The following is a 19,077-nucleotide window of genomic DNA, read 5'->3' on the forward strand; positions in this document are numbered from 1 at the left end:
TAAAGTAGGGTGGGCTCAAAGCGAAGCATAGCCCACCATTTTCTCCGCATCGTAAATGGATAAAGCAGATTCCAGCCATTCTCGAACGGCAAGCGCAATCTCATCGAAACTTTCCAACTGGTACACTCTTTCCCGCAAGTTCTTTACATTCGGCCACCCTTTGACGTACCAGCCGAGATGCTTGCGCATTTCGAATATCGCCTTGCGTTCGCCTTTCCATTGCACGGCGAGCTGGTGATGATGCAGGAAGACATTGATTCTTTCCTCCAATTCCGGCTCGGGAAGAATCTCTCCCGTATCAAGAAAGTGGAGAATGCGCCGGAAAATCCAAGGATTCCCGTAAGCCCCTCGGCCAATCATGACGCCGTCGCAATGGGTATAATCCAGCATTTTTTTGGTGGAGATGGGATCGACGGCGTCGCCGTTGCCGATGACGGGAATATCCAGGTATTGCTTCAGATCAGCAATCCAATCCCATTGCGCCTCGCCGCCAAAGCCCATAAGGCGGGTGCGGGCGTGGAAGATGACGGCGTCGCATCCTTCGCCTTGGGCAATGTCGCCGATAATGCGGTAGTTGAGCGAATTGAGATTGACGCCGGCGCGGATTTTGACCGAAAGATGCCCGGCCGCCGCCTTGCGCATGGCGCGCAGGACGCGCACAAGATCGGCGGGAAAGATGGAAAGGCCGCAGCCGGATCGGTTTTTGAATACTTTTTTTACTGGGCAACCGAGATTCAGATTGACGCCCTCGACGCCGAGTTCCTCCGCCATGCGCACGGCGTCGTAGACGCTGTCCGGCTCGCTGCCGAAGATTTGAAAAACGAGGGGATGTTCGCCGCGGCATTCTTCCAGCATTTGCATGGAACCGGCATTTCTTTCCTGCAACCCCCTGGCGCTGACGAGTTCGGAAAACGTGAGCGGGCAGCCATGTTCGCGCGCGATTTCCCTCGCCGCCCGGTCGTTGACGCCCGCAATGGGAGCCAGCATAAGAAGAGGGAAGCGATAATCGGGTTTTTCAGCGCGCGGGGATTTAACAGCCATGATTCAACTTTCATGAATAAATGGGTTTATCTTTTTCAATAATCCTAATTCGACTTGATCTAATAAGCAATTATACGATGGTATTGGCAGTATCGTAATCATGTAAAACAAAGATTAGGACGAATTCATTCCTGCCCCTCGATATCGATAGGGGACGGATGAGCGAGTTTGTGCTATTGTATTCAACGAAAACCTTATCGTTGAATGATTTACGTGCCATTTGAAGGGAGCGAATTTTTTGTTGAAATCCCTATATTTTCTAGTCAGCTTCTACTTTTTCGCCGCAATATGCTCAACCTCGAACGCCGCCATCGTCATAAATGAAATCATGTACCGTCCCTCCACTTTGCGCGCGGATGAAGAATTCGTCGAACTTTACAATCCCGATATGGTCGACGCCGATCTATCGGGATGGGCTTTCGTAGATGGAATTAACTATCAATTTCCCAAAGGCGCTCGGTTAGCGGCGGGAGGGTATCTCATCGTTTCTCCCTCGCCGGAGGCTTTTCTTGCAAAATATGGCGATGCGTCAGTTTGGGGGCCTTATCAGGGTCAACTAAACAATAAAGGCGAACGGGTGGTCTTGGAGGATGCAGCCAATCGTCCCGTCGATTCCGTGTTGTACTGTGACGAAGTCGGCTGGCCTTCCACGGCGGACGGCTACGGCCCTTCCCTGGAACGCAAGCACCCTCGTATGGATTCCAATCATCCCAATAGTTGGCAAGCCGGTCCGGCGGATGGTACGCCTAGAAGGAAAAATCAGGCCGCCGTCGACGCGCCGTTTCCCATCGTAACGGAAGCGGCGCAAAAACCCGCCGTTCCCAATTCCACGCAAAGCGTAACGATAACCGCCCGCTTTATCCACCCCTTTCCGATTCTAATCCACAAGCTTTATTACAAGCCGGAATACAACTCGACATTCGCCGAAGCGGAAATGGCCGATGACGGTCTTCATGGCGACGGCATGAAGGGCGATGGAATTTTTGGAGGCGTCATTCCTCCTTTTCCCACGGGAACAGTGGTTGATTTTTACGTAGAAGCCAAGGATATCGGCGGCGTTTCCGGCTTTTTTCCTTTGGATGGAACAAAACGCGCCGCTATTTATCTTGTGGACGATGCGCATTATTCAACCGGCCTGCCGTTATACCGCATCGTCATGCGCACCGCCGACGAAATCGATTTGCGCCGGCGCGATCCCAATAGCAATGTGGAATTGGACTCGTCCTTTATTTACGGAAATGATATTTATTATAACGTTGGCGTGCGTTTTCGCGGCAAAGGTTCCCGATATAAAGAGCCGAAATCCTACCGCGTTAATTTCACAGAAACTCGCCATTTCGGTTCAATCCGCAAGTTGGACCTTAACTCTCAGAACGTCGACCGCCAATTCATCGGCTTGGAATGCTTCAAACGGCTGCGGTTGCCCGCCCCTGAAAAGCAATTCGTATCCTTGGCTTTCAACCAAACCTTCGTCCATAATTATCTCCAAGTCGAACGGTGCGACAAATACATGATGCAGCGGCTTTTCGGCGATGGCGACGGAAACCTCTATCGCGGCGTCGAACAGGCCAACCTGGATTATCGCGGAAAAGATCCGAAATATTACCGAACAAATTATATTAAAGAAACTAATGAATTGGAGGACGATTTCTCGGACATCGTCCGTCTATGCGAGGCTTTTTCTCAATCTACGGATTCCGAATTTCCCGCAGCGGTCGCCAAACGGATCAATGTCCAGCAATGGATTCGCTGGTTCGCCTTAAAAGAATTCTTAAATGACTTGGAAGGCGGAATTTCTCTTGAACGAGGCGACGATTATTATATCTATCGTTATCCCGCCGACGATCTTTTTTATTTATTGCCTTGGGATTTGGACAGCGTCTTCGCAAAACCGTTCCAGACCATCCACCATCATGGAACGCCCTCCGCGCAACGGTTGTTGCGTCATCCCGCCTTCGCATCGTTCTATTATCAGGATTTGCTATCCCTCCTCAATAACGAACTGCCGCAAGACGCCGTCGATTCTATTATCGAAATGACGGCGCCCGTCAGTGACGAAAAACGGCGGCTGGAAATCAAAGGCATCGCCAGAGAATTGCGCGAGTTCATCCTTTCATCAATTCCCCGATCTATCTCCTGCCGCATAGAGACTATCAATTCGAAACCGGAATCCATTGTGGCGGATGGAGAAGAATGGCGGTATTTTCGCGGCGTTCGATCGCCATCCGCCGATCCTTTGGGATGGACGCAGAACGGATTTGACGATTCGTCCTGGGAAACCGGCCCATCGGGATTCGGCTATTCCGATAACGACGACCGCACGATCCTATCCGACATGATGAATCGTTATACGACGGTCTTCACCCGCAAAACATTCCATCTATCCGATCCCCAGCGTTATTCCTATCTGACTCTTCATGCGCTGGTGGACGACGGCTTCGCCGCCTATCTCAACGGAGCGGAAATCGCCCGCGACAATGTAGGGGAAACGCCTCTTTTCGATAGTCTGGCGGATAGTTCCAATGAGGCCGATAGCGTTCTGAGTTATACGATCGCCGATCCGTCCGCTTACCTTCTTCCCGGCGAAAACGTTCTCGCCGCCGTCGGCGTCAACGTCAACATCGATAGTTCCGATTTATCCTTAGCCATCAGCCTTGATGCCCAGCTATCGGGCGGGGAAATGGCGCGCTTATATGGAGCGGCGGATCCCTCGCGTACGAAGCGGATTCTAGTCAATGGCAATCCGGCGGATTATACCGCCTGGATTCCCCGTTGGGAGTATATCGCCAATTTGAAAATGGGACGCAACAGTTTCCATATCGAAGCCCTTGACGCTGCCGGAAAAGTCATCGACGCCACCCGTTTTTCCGTTATTCAAGGCGATGCGCCGCCGGATGGCGCTATGGCCTTAAGCGGCGACGCAATATGGACAAAACGGAACCATCCGATCTTATTGGAACAAACGCTCATCATACCGGAAAACGTAACTCTTGCGATCGAACCGGGAGTGGAAGTGCAAGCCGCTCCGAGCGCCGCCATCATCGTTTACGGGACTCTTTCCGCCATAGGCAGTGAAGACGCTCCCATTCTTTTTTCGGCGATGGATGCTGCGAATCCTTGGGGTGGAATCGCCGCCGACGCCGCCGCGGGGCCGCTTCGCCTAACCTGCGTTCGTTTCTCCAACGTTCGTCCATATTCTTTCAATGGGACGGACTATCGCGCCGCTGTTGCGACTCGTTTTACTCCCGCCGTTATTGAAAATTGCGAATTCTCGGATATGGATTCTCTCGGCGTTAACGCCTTCCGGTCGAACTTGACTCTGCGGAATAATCGATTTCGGAAGACAAAAGGCGGAATCTCCGCCGAAGCCTGCGATTCTCTGATCGAGGGTAATCGCTTCCAAAACATGAGTGAATCCGGCAACGCAATCGATCTGCGCGGCGAATTCGGCTCGCCTTCCCTTGTCCGGGGTAATCGCGTAGAAGGCGCAAAGTCAGGGATCGCTCTTTCTCTTTGTTCTTCCATTGTCGAAAACAATTGGGTGGAAAGCTGCTCGATGAATGGCTTATCTTCCGAAGGAGAGGGTGCTCCCTTGCTAGTCAACAATGTTTTCTGGCGCAATACTATTGGCGTTTCCTTGGCGAATCGCTCCCAAGCGCAACTGATTCACGATACGATTGTTCAATCCGTCACTGGCGTCGTTGGGCAAGGAGAAGGCGCGGCGTCTATCGTAAACTGCGTCGTTTGGGATGCTCAACAACCGATCGCCGCTGATAACCGTTCCTCGTGGAATATCGTTCATAGCGATATCATGGGTTGGCCCCAAGACGGCGCCAATTTTTCGCGAGATCCGCTTTTCGCCGATCCCGCCGCTGGCGATTTTCATCCTCGTTGGGGGTCTCCATTGATCGAAGCCGGCGTGGACATGAACATAACAAAGGATTTTGATGGACGCCTTCGTCCAATGAATTCCCTCCCAGACGCCGGGGCTTTCGAGTACGATCCCGCAACGCCCATATCGGACTGGTTTTATTTTGGAGAATTTCCGAATCCATTATGGCGTTAAGAATAGCGAAAAACTTGTACGCCTTTATTTATTTCGGATAGAATCTATAATTTTCACTCTATGATTGAGAGGATTATTTTTTGTAAAAATCTTCCAATCATGCCATTTTCTTCGCGTCATCCAGAGCGGTTATCACAAAACATATCTACTTGAAAACATCATGAAATGGCGGAGTTTAACAGGATCAAACGCCGCCACCCGTATTTTGCCATTGGAATTTTATCATCGCTTGAATGAATATCCGTTCGCGAAATTGAATTCCTCTTTGACGATGTTCCTATGTACGCAAGGGCAATGATTTGAGGCGCTATTATGATTATTACCATGAATTCCAACGCCACAAAAGAAGATATCGAAAATGTGGAAGCGGTTATCGAAGATTTGGGATATTCCGTTCATCCCATTCATGGAACCAACCTAACCGTTCTGGCGGCGGTGGGAGACGAGAGAGGAAAAGAGGGATTATACGAACGTCTAGTCAGCCAGCCGATGGTTGACAAGGTGGAATACATCCTTCCGCCTTATAAACTAGTCTGCCGCGAGGTACGGAAAGGGATGTTTCGTCCGGATACGATCATCCATGTCGAATTTTCATGGAAAGAAGGCAAAAAGAAAGTATCCATTGGCGGTTCTGAATTCGTCGTCATGGCGGGTCCCTGTTCCGTGGAAACGCACGATCAAATCATAAAGAGCGCCCGCATCGCCAAGGAATACGGCGCCAGTTTTCTGCGCGGAGGCGCATTTAAGCCCAGAACCTCGCCCTACAGTTTTCAGGGATTGGAAGAAGAAGGCTTGAAACTTCTTGCGGAAGCGCGGCATGAATTCGGCTTAGCCGTCGTAACGGAACTCATGGACGCCCACCATCTGGAACTTCTCGACCGCTATGCGGATATCATCCAAATCGGCGCCCGCAACATTCAGAATTTCATGCTGCTGAAGTCGCTGGGTTCCACCAGGCGTCCCGTACTCTTGAAGCGCGGCATGTCCACCACGCTCGACGAGTGGCTCATGTCCGCCGAATACATCGTTTCCGTAGGAAACAATAACGTAATTCTATGCGAAAGGGGAATCCGCACTTTCGAGACGAAATACCGCAACACTTTGGACCTTAACGCCGTTCCCGCTTTGCAGAAATTGACGCATTTGCCCGTCATCGTTGATCCCAGCCACGGCACGGGCCGTTCGGATCTGGTTCCGCCGATGTGTCTGGCTTCCGCCGCCTGCGGTTGTCATGGAATCATCCTCGAAATTCATCCCAACCCCTCCAAAGCATGGTCGGATGGCGCCCAATCGCTCGACGAAGAGGGATTCAAAGACATTATGAAGCGTTTGATTCCCATCATCAAAGCCGTGGGGAAAAAACCTTCGGCGGAGATGGCGAAAGTATCCGTTGGATGAAATATGGGCGAGGACAGGCGAATTTATCTGGATTACAACGCCGCGGCCCCGCTGTCCGACGAAGCGGAAGCAGCCATGCGCCCCTATTGGCATGACGTCTTCGCAAACCCCGCCAGCCGCCACCAGGCGGGACAAGCCGCTTGGGCCGCTATTGAAGCGGCGAGAGAGCAAATCGCCGGCTTGGCGGAAGGAGAATCAGGGGAAACGATTTTTACCAGCGGAGCGACGGAAGCCAATTTTCTCGCCTTGTTGGGGCGTTTCGATAGGCTGCTGGAAGAGGGAAGAGAAGCGTCTTCCATAACCGTCGCGTTAAGCTCGTTGGAACACCCCTGCGTCGCCGCTTGCGGTGAGGCGTTAAAACGCTTGGGCGCAATCGTGAAGACGATCCCGGCGACGCGGGAAGGAATTGTCGATATTCGTTTTTTCGATTCGGATGACGAATGGGATATCGTTTCCGTCATGGCGGTTAACCACGAAACCGGCGCCATCCAGCCTTTGAAGAATATAGCGGAAAAATTGAGGAATCGCCGAACTTTTTTTCATGCCGACGCCGCCCAATGGGCGGGACGCATCAATGGCGGATTCAAACAATGGGGCGTTACGGCCATTTCCCTTTCAGCGCATAAAATGTACGGTCCGAAAGGAATTGGCGCCCTGCTGACGACGGCTCCTTCCCTATTGAAGCCGCTTTTCCCCGGTTCGCAAGAAGGGGGAATGCGGGGCGGAACCGTCAACGTTCCCGGCGCCGTGGGATTTGGAGCGGCGGCGGAATGGATGACGCGAAACCGCGACGGCGAGAATCGGCGTCTCTCTCGGTTGACGGATCGTCTTTGGCGGCGTCTTTCGGAACAAACCAACGTTATCCGAACCATTACGCCGGAAAAGGCTCTGCCTAATACGCTGCATGTCCGATTCGTTGGCTTGAAAGGGGAACGTGTTGTCGACGCTTTGGATCGGCTCGGAGTATGTTGTTCCTCCGGCCCTGCTTGCGCTTCGGGATCGACGGAAGCCTCTGCCATTTTGATAAGCATGGGTTGGAGCCGCGACGAAGCGATGGAAGGCGTACGTTTTAGCTTGGGACGATTTACGACGGAAAACGATATTGAAGAAGCTTCTGATAGAATTGGTTCTTGGCTTCGCCAACAAGCGAAGCATGTCGCTTGATTTCCGGCGTTTAAGTTTTATACTATTTTTCTTGTTTTAATTTCGATTTGCCGCTTGTTTCCTTCGGTAAAACATGTGCGATTTTCCGAATTGTCCATCAAGCGCAAGCATGGAAAGTGTTCTTATGCTTTCTTGCTTATAAAAAAGTTATAAATCGAAATTCGATCAAGCGCGTAGAAGAATAAGATGCGCATCGTTGCCGGAGAATTCAAAAACAGGACGATCCATGTCCCGCATGATCGTTCCTTGGAAACAATGAGCGAAATGGTGCGCGAAGCGTTGTTTAACATCCTTGGCGATGCGGTCGTCGATGCGCGTTTCGCCGATTTGTTCGCGGGCAGCGGCTCCGTCGGCCTTGAAGCCCTCAGCCGGGGCGCTAGCAGAGTTACTTTCGTGGAAATGCGCCGCCAGGCGGCGGATGCCATCCGAAAAACGCTTGAGGTTTTTCAAGTGGATAAGGATCGCGCCCGAGTGTGGACGAGCGACGTATTTCAACTCGGCGGGAATTCCAGCGAATGGTCGGATTGGGACATTGCGTTCCTTGATCCGCCGCGCCGGGTCAAGGATAATTTTCTCGATGACCTCGTCGACCGCGGCGTCATCGGCTCCGAAAAGTTGATCGTCGCCGCGCGTCCGGTAGAGAATTGCGCGGAGATGGGCTCCAATTATCTTCGCCTTCTCGACCGAAGGATTTACGGTAAAGCCTGTCTCTTTTTCTTCGGGCGATACTACGGCGAAAGCCTATAGGAGGCAATGGGAATGTCCCATTCCATCGCCGTATATCCGGGCAGTTTCGATCCAGTAACCTACGGTCATTTGGATTTGATCGAGCGAGGCGCCAAATTATTCGAGCGGCTCATCGTCGCTGTCGTCTCCAATCCCGGCAAAAGTCCCTTGTTTACCTTAGAGGAACGGTTGGCCATGCTGCGGGAAGCGGTGAAAGGAATCGAAGGCGATTTTATTATAGATTCCTTCGATGGACTGTTGGTTCATTATATGCGCATGAACCATACGCATGTCATTCTGCGAGGGCTTCGAGCTGTTTCCGACTTCGAATACGAATTCGAATTGGCTCTAACCAACCGGAGAATGGCGCAAGATATCGAAACCATTTTTATGGCGCCCAGCGAAGAGCATATTTTTCTTCGCGCAACATTAGTTAAAGAGATTTCTCGGCTTGGCGGAGACGTTTCCGCCTTTGTGCCCCCTCTGGTAGAGCGCCGCTTGATGGAACGCCGTCAACAGAAAATAAAATTGCCGGTCTAACAAAACGATAACTAGTACGATTCATTATTTGAATAAAAAAGAGGTTAACGTCATGGCTCATCCTAAACATCGCAAGTCGAAATCCAAAAGCCGCATGGGGCGTTCGCAATGCGCCATTAAACCAGCTTCGTTAGTCGAATGCCCCAATTGCCGGGGAATGAAAATGCCCCATCGCGTTTGTCCGAATTGCGGATATTACAAAGATCGTTTCGTTGTCTAAGCTGAGGGGAATGGGATGAGAATCGCGGTGGACGCTATGGGAGGAGACCGCGCTCCGGCGGATGTTATCGCCGGCGTAAGAAGTTTTCTCTCCGAAGATCAGAAAACCGAAATTCTGTTAGTCGGGCGGCGAAGCGTTTTGGAAGGCTCTTGCGCCGATCTTCCCCTGCAAATTGTTGATGCTCCCGGCGTTGTGGGAATGCACGAATCCCCATCCACCGCTGTCAAAAAGATGACGGATTCATCCATCGCCGTAGCGACCATGCTGGTCAAGGAAGGGAAAGCGGACGCTCTGCTCTCGATGGGAAATTCGGGCGCGACCATGGCTTTTGCTCTCTTCGTTTTGGGACGGTTGCCGAATATCTCCCGCCCTGCGATCGTCGCCCCCATGCCGACGCTCAAAGGGTATACCTTGCTGCTTGACGTCGGCGTAACCGTCGATTGCAAGCCGGAACATCTTCTTCATTTCGCCGTCATGGGTTCCGCCTATTCCCATCTCGCCTTCAACGTTAAGAAGCCGCGAGTCGGCATGCTTTCCATCGGCGAAGAGGAAAGCAAAGGCAACGAGTTGACCCGCAAAGCGGCGCAGCTTTTAAAACAGGCGCCCATTCATTTTGCGGGCAACGCCGAGGGCGTAGACATCATGGAAGGCAAATTCGACGTAATCGTCTGCGACGGTTTTGTCGGCAACGTCGTTCTGAAATTCGGCGAAGGCCTGGTGGAAATGTTCGCCCGCGCTTTGGAGATGGAAACCGACCATGTTCTCGGCAAGGATATCGACGCCGAACATCGCATGGCTTTTTTTAAGGAAACCATGCGGCGCGTGGATTACACCGGCTATGGAGGAGCGACGATGCTCGGCGTCAATGGCAACTGTTTGATCGGCCATGGACGCTCCGGTCCCCGCGCCATCGCCAGCGGCATCCGCGCCGCCAAGATTGTGGCGGAAAAATGTCCTTATCATGAAATCGAAAAGGCGTTGAAAAACGCCCACATTACGACTCATTAAGCAGGAAAAGAGGTAGATCCGTGGCGCGAGCGCATATTGTATCCACTGGCATGGCCGTGCCGGAGCGAATCTTAAACAATTACGATTTGGAAAAAATCGTCGATACCTCCGATACGTGGATCCGCGAGAGAACGGGCATGTTCGAACGGCGGTTGACGGATGAATCCACAGCGGCTTCTGATCTCGCCTGCGCCGCTTCCAAACAAGCGTTGAAAGCGGTGGAAATGGCGCCCGAAGAGATCGATGCCATCCTTTTGGCCACCATTTCCGGCGATTACGTTTTTCCGGCGACGGCTTGCGTCCTTCAGCAGCGCATCGGCGCCAAAAACGCGATGGCCTTCGATCTTTCCGCCGCTTGTTCGGGTTATATTTATGGACTGTCTGTAGCGCAAGCCTATATCGAATCCGGCCGCTATAAGAATGTTCTCCTCGTCGGCGTCGATTGCTTGACGAAAGTCGTCGATTGGAGCGACAGGAATACCTGCGTCCTTTTCGGCGATGGCGCCGGAGCTTCGATACTTCAGCCGAATGGCAGCGCCGGCGTCATCGATACGGTCTTGGGATCCGACGGCGGCGCCGTGGAATTGCTTTATCAACCTTGCGGCGGCTCCCGCATCCCCATATCGGAAGAAGCCATTCGCCAGAAAAAGCATTACCTTTATCTTAACGGCAAGGAAATCTTCAAATACGCCGTGCGGGCTATGGCGCAATCCAGTCTCGACGTGCTTCAACGCGCCCGCCTGACGATAGAGGACATCTCCATCGTCATTCCCCACCAAGCCAATATTCGCATTCTTGAGGCAGTAGCCAAACGGCTGGGAATTCCGATGGAGAAGTTTTATCTTAACATCGAGAAATACGCCAACACTTCGGCGGCGACGATTCCCATCGCCATTCACGAAGCGTTGCAGGATGGACGATTGCAAAAAGGAGACATCGCTCTTCTCGTCTCGTTCGGGGGCGGCTTGACCTGGGGCGCGAGTTTAGTGCAGTTTTAATGAAAAAGAATAAAATCGCTTTCCTCTTCCCTGGCCAGGGTTCTCAAACCGCGGGAATGGGGCTTGATCTTATAGAAACGTCGGCTTTAGCTTCCCAACGTTACCGCCAAGCGGAAGATATTCTAGGATGGTCCGTCGAAGCCCTATCCCGTCCGGCGGGCGGCGGCAATCTCAATCTCACGCTTTATACGCAGCCCGCTCTTTACGTTCATAGTTGCGTCTTGGCGGAAATCCTGATGGAAGCTGGACTCGAACCTGCAATAACGGCGGGACACAGCGCCGGCGAATATCCCGCGTTGACCGTAAATGGCGCCTGGGATTTCGCTACGGGCCTGAAAGTCATCGCTGAACGCGCGCGCTTGATGCATGAATCGAAAAAAGAAGGTTCTATGGCGGCGGTTTTGGGGATGAGCGGCGAGGAAATTTCCGATTTCTGTTCGTCGTGGAAAGACGGAATATTAAGCGTCGCCGGTTTGAATTCTCCCAAGCAAACTGTAATTACGGGCGAGAAAGCCGCCGTGGAAAAAGCGGCGCCGCTTTTAAAGAATCGCGGTGCGAAAAAAGTGATTCCCATCGCGGTCAGCGCCGCTTTTCATTCGGCGCTCATGCAAGAAGCGCAATCGCAATTCGCGGAATTTCTTCAAGCGATCGAAATCAAGCCGCCAAGGATTCCATTGGCATCCAATAATACGGGCCAACCTGTAACCGATCCCGAAATCATCCGCGTTCATTTGATCAAACAATTTTGCGAACCAGTGCGGTGGATCGATTGCATGAACGCCGTCTCCTATGTATGCTCCTCCGCCATCGAAGTCGGACCGGGAAAAGTGCTCTGCGGTTTGGCGAAAGCGATTCGCGAGGATTTTCCATGCCACAGCGCCTCCTCCTGGGATGGCGTCAGAAAGGTAATCGAGGATTATGGCCTTAGCTCTTGAAGGAAAAGTCGCTCTTATCACCGGAGGATCGCGCGGCATTGGCCGCTGTACGGCGGAATGCCTCGCCGGACGCGGCGCCAAGATCGTATTGATCGATCTGGATGAAGAGGGATTGAAGAAAACGGAACAGGAAATGAAGGATCGGGGATTCGACGTTTGCGCCATGATGGCGGACGTCGCTGATTCCGCCGCCGCGCAAAAAATCGTCGACGACTGCGTCGAACGCTTTGAAAAAATCGATATCCTGGTCAATAATGCCGGAATCACCCGCGACAACCTCGCCCTGCGCATGAAAGAAGCGGATTGGGAGTTGGTTTTACGCGTGAATCTAAGCGGCTCGTTCTATATGGCGAAAGCCGTTTCGAAATATATGACTCGCGCCCGCGAAGGAAGGATTATCAACCTCGCTTCCGTCGTGGGCATCATGGGCAATGCGGGCCAGGTCAACTACGCGGCCAGTAAGGCGGGCGTGATCGGCATGACGAAGTCCCTCGCCAAGGAATTCGCCTCCCGCAACGTTACCGTCAACGCCGTAGCGCCGGGCTTTATCGATACGGCGATGACGGCGGCGCTCAAAGAAGAGGTCAAGGAAGCCACCTTGAAAGCGATTCCCCTCCACCGCTACGGCAAACCGGAAGAAGTCGCCAGCGTCATCGCGTTCTTGGCTTCCGAAGAAGCGGCTTACATCACTGGCCAGGTTATCGTCATCGATGGCGGCATGGCCATGTAAATGATGAATGATGGTAACAGTTTACACGATTGAAGAGAAATCCTAGTAGTAGTCGTAGGGTGGGCTCAAAGCGAAGCGTAGCCCACCATTATGATTAATCCCTCCGACTAGAATGAGGGAGTACAAAATCAATCAGCGATCAAAGCCGCTAGAAGCGGCTTAATTCCTATAGCGAATATCGAAGCAAAGGAGGTAAGTTTTGTGAGCGAAAATATCCAAGAAAAAGTTATCGAAATCATTGCGGAAAAATTGAAGGTGGACAAGGAAGAGATCACCCGCGACAAATCGTTTACGCGCGATCTCGGCGCCGATTCCCTCGATACGGTGGAACTCGTCATGGATTTCGAAGAGAAATTCGAAATCGACGAAATCCCCGAAGAAGAAGCGGAAAAAATCAAGACCGTCGGCGACGCCATCGATTACATTACGAATAAACTCAATGTTTGAGAATCGAACCAGACGGGAGACAAGGTAAATGGATCGACGCGTCGTCGTCACGGGGATGGGCGTCATTTCCCCCGTGGGAAATACGGTTGGCGATTTTTGGTCGTCCCTGGTCAATGGGCGCACGGGAACCGGCCTGTTGGCAAAATTCAATACGGAAGGCTTCTCTTCTAAAGTCGCCGCCGAAGTGAAGAATTTCGATCCGGATCGTTATATCGATCCCAAAGAATCGCGGCGGATGGATCTCTTCATCCAATACGCCATGGCCGCCGCGCAAATGGCGGTCGATCGATCGGGACTCGATTTCGAAAAAGAAGACAAGGAGCGGGCGGGCGTTCTGGTCGGCTCCGGCATCGGCGGCATTCAAACCCTGGAAACGCAAAAAGAGGTTCTCGATCAGAAAGGGCCGCGCCGCATCAGCCCCTTGCTCATTCCCATGTTGATCATCAACATGGCGGCGGGCATGGTTTCCATTCGCTGGGGCTTGCGGGGACCGAATACGTCCGTCGTTACCGCCTGCGCCACTGGCAATCATTGCATTGGCGACGCTATGCGCTTTATTCAACGGGGCGACGCCGACATCATGCTCGCTGGAGGAACGGAAGGCTCGATCACGCCGCTCGGTTTTGGCGGCTTCTGCTCGATGAAAGCGTTATCCACCCGCAACGAGGAACCGGATAAAGCCAGCCGTCCCTTCGATTTGGACAGAGATGGATTCGTCATGGGCGAAGGCGCCGGCATCGTCGTCTTGGAAGAACTGGAACGCGCCAAAAAGCGCGGCGCTCCCATCCTGGCCGAACTCGTCGGTTATGGCATCAGCGCCGACGCCCATCACATCACCATGCCCGATCCCGAAGGACGCGGTGCCTGCAAGGCCATGCGCCTGGCGCTGGACGACGCTAAACTGCCGGACGCGGAGTTGGATTACATCAACGCGCATGGCACTTCAACGCCTTATAATGATAAGTTCGAGACGATCGCCATTAAGAATCTGCTCAATTCCCGCGCCAAAGAGGTTCCCGTTAGCTCGACGAAATCGATGACAGGCCACCTCCTCGGCGCGGCGGGAGCAGTGGAATTGATCGCCTGCGTTTTGGCTCTCGTACATGGCGTCATTCCGCCGACGATCAACTACGCAACGCCGGATCCGGAATGCGATCTGGACTATGTTCCCAACATCGCCCGCGAGAAGAAAATCAAAACGGCGATGTCCAATTCCTTCGGCTTCGGCGGCCACAACGCCGTATTGGTGGCGCGAAAGTTCGAATGAGCCGGCGGTTTGTATGCAAGCGCAATCCTGCCAGGGCGCGGTCCTCCGCGCCCTTAGTTTTTGTCCGGAAAAAAGCATGGGCGAGATAAATTCGATCAAGCCGATTGAGTTCATGAATTGTTTATTCGTACAACTCCCAACCAACAATCCGTGTAGGAAGACGCGCGTCGAATATGTAGAGCTTGCGATAGGAGTCGACGATATACAGCTCCTTGTTGTCCGGAGAGAAGGCGCAAGCGGTCATGTAGCCTTGGATTTCGTACTTCTGGATTTCCTCCATCGTCGTCAAATCCACCAGCGTAGTCTTGCCGTTGCGTCCTGTAACCATATAGCGCACGTCGGAGGTATAAGCGATATCGCCCTCGGCGGGGATGGTGGTAAAGTTTGTTGTATCGATTAAATCGACTTCAAATTCTATGGCATATCTTGCATAATAAAAACGACTGTCGGAAGAGAATTTTGTTTCGATGACTAACGCTTTAGATAAATCTTCGTTATATTCGGCTTTATAGAGTATTTTCCCATCTATAGCATTCCACAAACGCGGTAGATTAAAATAATAGTCATTAACGAAATGCCCATCATAGTGAAATGCATGATATTGAACCGTACCGCCAACTGTCTTTTTATTGGGCGAAATTATCAGGTTTTGCGATGTATAATCCACCTGTTTATAATCGATAAACAACTTACCAATAGTATTTCTGCTGTCTTCAAGTTCTATTCTATTATCCCATCTATCTTTTCCTGTTACCATACTATCCAATTCATCAACACTTATTTCTACATTATCAATTACTTTTTCATCAAATAAATCAAAAGTAATATGATAAGGAGCGCCTTGCATCCATATAATTGTAGTAGGATCGGATAAACTTTGATAAAGTCGATAATACATATTTAAAATTTTATTAAAATTATTATCAATATGTAAATGAAAAATTTGTTTAATCTCACCTATTTTATCTTGAACATTTAGACCTAGGTCGATCCGCTTTTGCGGCAAAATTATTTTGTCATCGGCTAAAGATAAACGTGATACTGATGTTAAAATAGTAAATATGATAACGCATAACGCCCTTGTAGTAAAAACATACTTTAAATTTATATTATGAAATAAGTTAGACATTTTTTTATCCTCATATTAATTATACAAGAAATCAGCGTAGGTATAGTAAATTGAACTATACCTACGCTAAAAAAAACTTATTCCGTAGAATATTATCGATCAATCGAGTTCTAAATACATGCGTTTTAAGTCTTTCTTCGAGGAATCGCTTGGATTGACTTGCGTATAGTAAAGCATATTCCATTCATCCGTTTCATAATCCCTGCCACCCGATCCAATGAGGGACGGATAATTGCTTTTCGGATTATTATTGTAAAAATTGGAATCAATGGCGGTAATCAATAAGCCATCGTCCCAATCGACGGGATTGGAACTGGAGTGAATATAGAAACCATATCGATCTTGCGTAATGCCGCCTTGAGCTATAAGAATATAGCAATTTGTCCAAGAATTGAAACTAACTTTTGGATTCGTTCTCCATTTATCTACATTTGTAGGTTGGTCCGTATATGTACTATCTGCATTCCAAATAAAACTAAACGCGCCTCCAATCCCGTCTTCCGTCCAATTTGCGCTATCGGACCATGTGCTTGAAACACGTTTATACTTTTTCCAAGGATTGTTATTCATGCCATAGGACGAGCTGAAAACAGATGATTGCAATGCTCTTGCCGCCGACAAATTAGAGTGAACTAAATTACCGCATTCACCGTAATCGTATCCTGAACATGACTGAACAGGTATCGTACTACCCACTACATATAACGCAGGCGCGCCATTTTGTTTGAGAACGCCTCGGGTAGAGTAAATCATGTAATAATACGCACCAACCGGAACAATAGACGGATCTCCGCATCCATAACTTCCTTGTCTTCCCATGACCAGTTCATCTTCATCCATTTCATAAGATATTACTTTGTATTCACTGCCGAAACTGGGCATTTTTGTGAACGTTCTTCCAAAATTCGCGCCGCTGTCTTCGGTCGAGCGGGCATATCCGATCGACGTATTTACACTCCAATGAGGGGAGCCATTATGGTTGTTTGTCACCCAACTAATGTCATTCCAATATTGAAAATGATCCTCGCCATTATAGAAAGCATGAAGCGCTTTCTTGTTATCCGAAAGAGCATGATAAAGAATGGAAGAAATGCCAACCCAATGATCGTCGAAGTTCCTCGTGCGGTCGCCGCTGGGCGTCAAAACGGATATCGCTTCGCAAGCGCCGTTTTTCACAAGGCTGTTTTGAATGGTTGAGGCGGAAGCGTTGTACATGTTGTAACTGGAGTTATTTACAAAATCGATAACGCGACCACAGCCTGCATACACAGCAGGTTCGGAATTACCGTTGGCATCATTATATCCCGGCGCTCCATGATCGGTATGATAATTCCAGCGTAGAGCGGCTAGATAGCTTACAAAATGCGCTGGATATTGCACTCCACCATACGTATAGGCTGGAATCTGTTCCGAGCAGATCGGAAAGTCGCTGGGATTGGCCAAATATCCTGCTGTAGTCTGGCTACCATCAAGAACGGTTGTCAAATAGGCGGGATACGTTACAGCATAGACTGTTTCCGGCGCAACAGCGTCTTGTTTCGGATTTCGTTGCGCGCTTTTGCCTTGCAACGGATTAGGTTGCATGGCGTCTACATCATCCGTTGGAGCATATAAATTCACTTTAAATTTACTGCTCATAAGTTCAGCCATAAAGACATTCGCCGCAATTTCCGATGGCTCCCAGCGTTCGGCGGCGCCTACTTTGGTGTAGGACGGTTCGATGCTTAGGACAAGGGAGAGGCGCACTTCCTGGCCTGCGTATTGGGTCAAATCTTCCATAAACCAGCACGAGCCGGGGCTGACGGCGCGGTTGGGATCGAGTCCGCGGGCGGGGAAGGCGGCTTCCGCCTGCCAGGGACTGTTGGCGCTCTTACGCGTTTCGACCAGGAGATGGAAATCGACGGGATATTGCGCTCCGTTGAGGATTTCTGCTCCCCCTTGAAACTGGACGTATTTCCGGTTGGGTATCTGGACGATGCGCTGGCCGAACACGCCGTAGTTCCCCTTTCCCGCCACGGGCTGAGCTTTCATGTAGAGCGCGGCGCCCATGACGACGCCGATCTTGGGATCGCCGGTGCGCATGACGGCGGGACGCATCTTGACGACGCTTTGGTTTTCGTCCTCGGCATCAAGGGCTACCAGGGAGCGCTCCAAGTTGAGCCATTCGGTTTGGTCTTTATTCTCGACGAAATCAAAAACCTTTTCAATGGCTTTTTCCTGTGAATTAGCGGCGAGTGCGAATATGGTCATAGAGAGAGAGAGAGAGAGAGAGAACAGCGGATTTTTTCAACATGATTTCCTCCTTTTTCCCCCATCGCCAAGACGAGAGGAATAGACATAATGCGTTTGTTATATTTGTTTATGCGAATTAGTATATGGTTAGCATTGCGGAGAGAAGAGAGATCACCCCCTATATAAACAAAAATATATATTAATTATCTATAATACGCCGTTCACCAATACAATAACCCATTATGCTGCATCTGTCAAGATAAAAATGATTAAAATTTCATTATGCTAAAAAAAAGATAGATAAGTAATAATAATCATTATGAAAGTAGGTTGCTGAAGAGTACGAAGTTTTGAGTTGATAAAGCGCGAATCCGGAAGAAAGGGCGACCTTTTTTCAAATAGAAAATCCCTCTACCGTAAAGAGAAATCGTTTTCATTCATAATTTCTACTTTTCGGGTTGAGGGTTATCACAATGATTTTATGGAGTCAATGGTATAGCTGCGTCCGCCCTTCAAGCCGCGTGTTCGCGTTCACAGATTTTTATGTATTTGGTTCTGGTTTTGGATGGACAATCAACCGCATGTTATCAGGCGACTTTTGAGGATGACGCCGCGGGCGCCATTCCCAAGGATTGGAAGATTGCGGAAACCGCCGGGCAGGATAAACTGGCCGAGTGGAAAGTGATGGAGATGGAAGGCGCTCCCAACGGCAAAAAAGTTATTGCGCTTATGAAGACGTTGAATCAAAAGCGCACCTTCAATCTCGCCATCTCCGAGAAAACGAGTTTTAAGGACGTTAACATTAAATTGAAACTGAAAGCGATTAGCGGCGAAGAGGATTAGGGCGGCGGCCCGATTTGGCGCGCCATCGATAAGGATAATTATGACATTGCGCGCTGGAATCCGTTGGAGGATAATTTCCGCGTCTATTACATGAAAGAAGGCCAGCGGAAGCAAATCGCCAACATCGATCTCAAGGCCGATCCCAAGAAATGGCATGAGATCGAGATTATAATGAAAGGCGCCGCCATTACGGCGTCGTTAGATGGAAAACAATATATGCAGGTCGAAGATTCCTCTTTTTCCGCAGCGGGAATGGTTGGTTTGTGGATCAAAGTGGACGCCGCCGCCGCTTTCGACGATTTTATCATTCAAGAAATAAAGGAATAAGGTTTT

At 50.4% G+C, this 19,077-nt stretch carries 17 protein-coding genes; 14 read left to right on the forward strand and 3 right to left on the reverse strand.

The genetic code is table 11. The features are described 5' to 3' along the window. Nucleotides 1–15: 15 nt before the first annotated feature. Nucleotides 16–1,041 carry a tRNA dihydrouridine synthase DusB gene (gene dusB / locus AB1656_05280; protein ID MEW6234780.1) on the reverse strand — a complete coding sequence of 342 codons (1,026 nt, stop codon included), beginning with the start codon at nucleotides 1,039–1,041 and terminating at the stop codon, nucleotides 16–18. A 238-nt stretch (nucleotides 1,042–1,279) separates the two neighbouring features. On the opposite strand from dusB, the gene AB1656_05285 reads away from it, so the two are divergent. The 12 genes from AB1656_05285 to fabF all read left to right on the forward strand — a co-directional run bounded on the left by AB1656_05285 (nucleotide 1,280) and on the right by fabF (nucleotide 14,540). Beyond that, nucleotides 1,280–5,107, forward strand: a complete 3,828-nt coding sequence (locus tag AB1656_05285) for a CotH kinase family protein (protein MEW6234781.1) — start codon at nucleotides 1,280–1,282, stop codon at nucleotides 5,105–5,107. A gap of 312 nt (nucleotides 5,108–5,419) precedes the next feature. Then, a complete protein-coding gene (gene aroF, locus AB1656_05290) occupies nucleotides 5,420–6,505 on the forward strand; it encodes a 3-deoxy-7-phosphoheptulonate synthase (GenBank protein MEW6234782.1) in 1,086 nt (361 codons plus the stop codon). A 3-nt stretch (nucleotides 6,506–6,508) separates the two neighbouring features. Further along, the gene (locus tag AB1656_05295) at nucleotides 6,509–7,669 is read left to right on the forward strand and encodes a cysteine desulfurase family protein (GenBank protein MEW6234783.1); all 1,161 of its coding nucleotides are present in this window, start codon (nucleotides 6,509–6,511) and stop codon (nucleotides 7,667–7,669) included. Between the two features lie 186 nt (nucleotides 7,670–7,855). Beyond that, nucleotides 7,856–8,416, forward strand: a complete 561-nt coding sequence (locus AB1656_05300) for an RsmD family RNA methyltransferase (GenBank protein MEW6234784.1) — start codon at nucleotides 7,856–7,858, stop codon at nucleotides 8,414–8,416. 12 nt (nucleotides 8,417–8,428) lie between these two features. Further along, entirely contained in the window at nucleotides 8,429–8,935 is a 507-nt protein-coding gene (gene coaD / locus AB1656_05305; GenBank protein MEW6234785.1) for a pantetheine-phosphate adenylyltransferase, read from the forward strand. Nucleotides 8,936–8,987: 52 nt separating this feature from the next. Beyond that, nucleotides 8,988–9,155, forward strand: coding sequence for a 50S ribosomal protein L32 (gene rpmF, locus AB1656_05310; protein MEW6234786.1), 168 nt, complete (start codon nucleotides 8,988–8,990; stop codon nucleotides 9,153–9,155). A gap of 15 nt (nucleotides 9,156–9,170) precedes the next feature. Beyond that, nucleotides 9,171–10,163: a phosphate acyltransferase PlsX gene (plsX, locus tag AB1656_05315; protein ID MEW6234787.1), complete on the forward strand. Its 993-nt coding sequence runs from the start codon at nucleotides 9,171–9,173 to the stop codon at nucleotides 10,161–10,163. Between the two features lie 20 nt (nucleotides 10,164–10,183). Further along, nucleotides 10,184–11,161, forward strand: a complete 978-nt coding sequence (locus AB1656_05320; GenBank protein ID MEW6234788.1) for a beta-ketoacyl-ACP synthase III — start codon at nucleotides 10,184–10,186, stop codon at nucleotides 11,159–11,161. Further along, nucleotides 11,161–12,096, forward strand: a complete 936-nt coding sequence (gene fabD, locus AB1656_05325; GenBank protein MEW6234789.1) for an ACP S-malonyltransferase — start codon at nucleotides 11,161–11,163, stop codon at nucleotides 12,094–12,096. The genes AB1656_05320 and fabD overlap by 1 nt, the downstream gene beginning before the upstream one ends. Continuing rightward, on the forward strand, nucleotides 12,080–12,826 hold the full coding sequence (gene fabG / locus AB1656_05330; protein MEW6234790.1) for a 3-oxoacyl-[acyl-carrier-protein] reductase: 747 nt from the start codon (nucleotides 12,080–12,082) through the stop codon (nucleotides 12,824–12,826). The genes fabD and fabG overlap by 17 nt, the downstream gene beginning before the upstream one ends. Nucleotides 12,827–13,027: 201 nt before the next feature. Beyond that, nucleotides 13,028–13,273: an acyl carrier protein gene (gene acpP, locus AB1656_05335; GenBank protein MEW6234791.1), complete on the forward strand. Its 246-nt coding sequence runs from the start codon at nucleotides 13,028–13,030 to the stop codon at nucleotides 13,271–13,273. Between the two features lie 28 nt (nucleotides 13,274–13,301). Beyond that, complete coding sequence (gene fabF / locus AB1656_05340) at nucleotides 13,302–14,540, forward strand: beta-ketoacyl-ACP synthase II (GenBank protein ID MEW6234792.1); 1,239 nt, start codon at nucleotides 13,302–13,304, stop codon at nucleotides 14,538–14,540. Between the two features lie 121 nt (nucleotides 14,541–14,661). Here fabF and AB1656_05345 read toward each other — a convergent pair whose 3' ends face one another. Together AB1656_05345 and AB1656_05350 are read right to left on the reverse strand one after the other, a co-directional pair. After that, nucleotides 14,662–15,669 (reverse strand): hypothetical protein, encoded by a 1,008-nt coding sequence (locus AB1656_05345; GenBank protein MEW6234793.1) that lies wholly within the window; start codon nucleotides 15,667–15,669, stop codon nucleotides 14,662–14,664. A gap of 99 nt (nucleotides 15,670–15,768) precedes the next feature. After that, nucleotides 15,769–17,919 (reverse strand): hypothetical protein, encoded by a 2,151-nt coding sequence (locus AB1656_05350; protein ID MEW6234794.1) that lies wholly within the window; start codon nucleotides 17,917–17,919, stop codon nucleotides 15,769–15,771. A 525-nt stretch (nucleotides 17,920–18,444) separates the two neighbouring features. Between AB1656_05350 and AB1656_05355 the strand changes: the two genes are divergently transcribed. Both AB1656_05355 and AB1656_05360 read left to right on the forward strand, forming a co-directional pair. After that, a complete protein-coding gene (locus AB1656_05355) occupies nucleotides 18,445–18,744 on the forward strand; it encodes a hypothetical protein (GenBank protein MEW6234795.1) in 300 nt (99 codons plus the stop codon). A gap of 63 nt (nucleotides 18,745–18,807) precedes the next feature. Next, entirely contained in the window at nucleotides 18,808–19,071 is a 264-nt protein-coding gene (locus AB1656_05360; protein MEW6234796.1) for a hypothetical protein, read from the forward strand. Nucleotides 19,072–19,077 lie beyond the last annotated feature (6 nt).

The organism is Candidatus Omnitrophota bacterium (assembly GCA_040755155.1).
GTDB lineage: Bacteria > Hinthialibacterota > Hinthialibacteria > Hinthialibacterales > Hinthialibacteraceae > JBFMBP01.

Excerpts from the sequence above, each read along its gene's own strand:
- AB1656_05350 (MEW6234794.1), bottom strand. The coding sequence starts at position 17,919 with ATGACCATATTCGCACTCGCCGCTAATTCACAGGAAAAAGCCATTGAA.
- fabD (MEW6234789.1), top strand. The coding sequence starts at position 11,161 with ATGAAAAAGAATAAAATCGCTTTCCTCTTCCCTGGCCAGGGTTCTCAA.
- rpmF (MEW6234786.1), top strand. The coding sequence starts at position 8,988 with ATGGCTCATCCTAAACATCGCAAGTCGAAATCCAAAAGCCGCATGGGG.
- AB1656_05355 (MEW6234795.1), top strand. The coding sequence starts at position 18,445 with ATGTATTTGGTTCTGGTTTTGGATGGACAATCAACCGCATGTTATCAG.
- fabF (MEW6234792.1), top strand. The coding sequence starts at position 13,302 with ATGGATCGACGCGTCGTCGTCACGGGGATGGGCGTCATTTCCCCCGTG.
- AB1656_05345 (MEW6234793.1), bottom strand. The coding sequence starts at position 15,669 with ATGTCTAACTTATTTCATAATATAAATTTAAAGTATGTTTTTACTACA.
- coaD (MEW6234785.1), top strand. The coding sequence starts at position 8,429 with ATGTCCCATTCCATCGCCGTATATCCGGGCAGTTTCGATCCAGTAACC.
- dusB (MEW6234780.1), bottom strand. The coding sequence starts at position 1,041 with ATGGCTGTTAAATCCCCGCGCGCTGAAAAACCCGATTATCGCTTCCCT.
- aroF (MEW6234782.1), top strand. The coding sequence starts at position 5,420 with ATGATTATTACCATGAATTCCAACGCCACAAAAGAAGATATCGAAAAT.
- fabG (MEW6234790.1), top strand. The coding sequence starts at position 12,080 with ATGGCCTTAGCTCTTGAAGGAAAAGTCGCTCTTATCACCGGAGGATCG.
- AB1656_05300 (MEW6234784.1), top strand. The coding sequence starts at position 7,856 with ATGCGCATCGTTGCCGGAGAATTCAAAAACAGGACGATCCATGTCCCG.
- AB1656_05295 (MEW6234783.1), top strand. The coding sequence starts at position 6,509 with ATGGGCGAGGACAGGCGAATTTATCTGGATTACAACGCCGCGGCCCCG.
- plsX (MEW6234787.1), top strand. The coding sequence starts at position 9,171 with ATGAGAATCGCGGTGGACGCTATGGGAGGAGACCGCGCTCCGGCGGAT.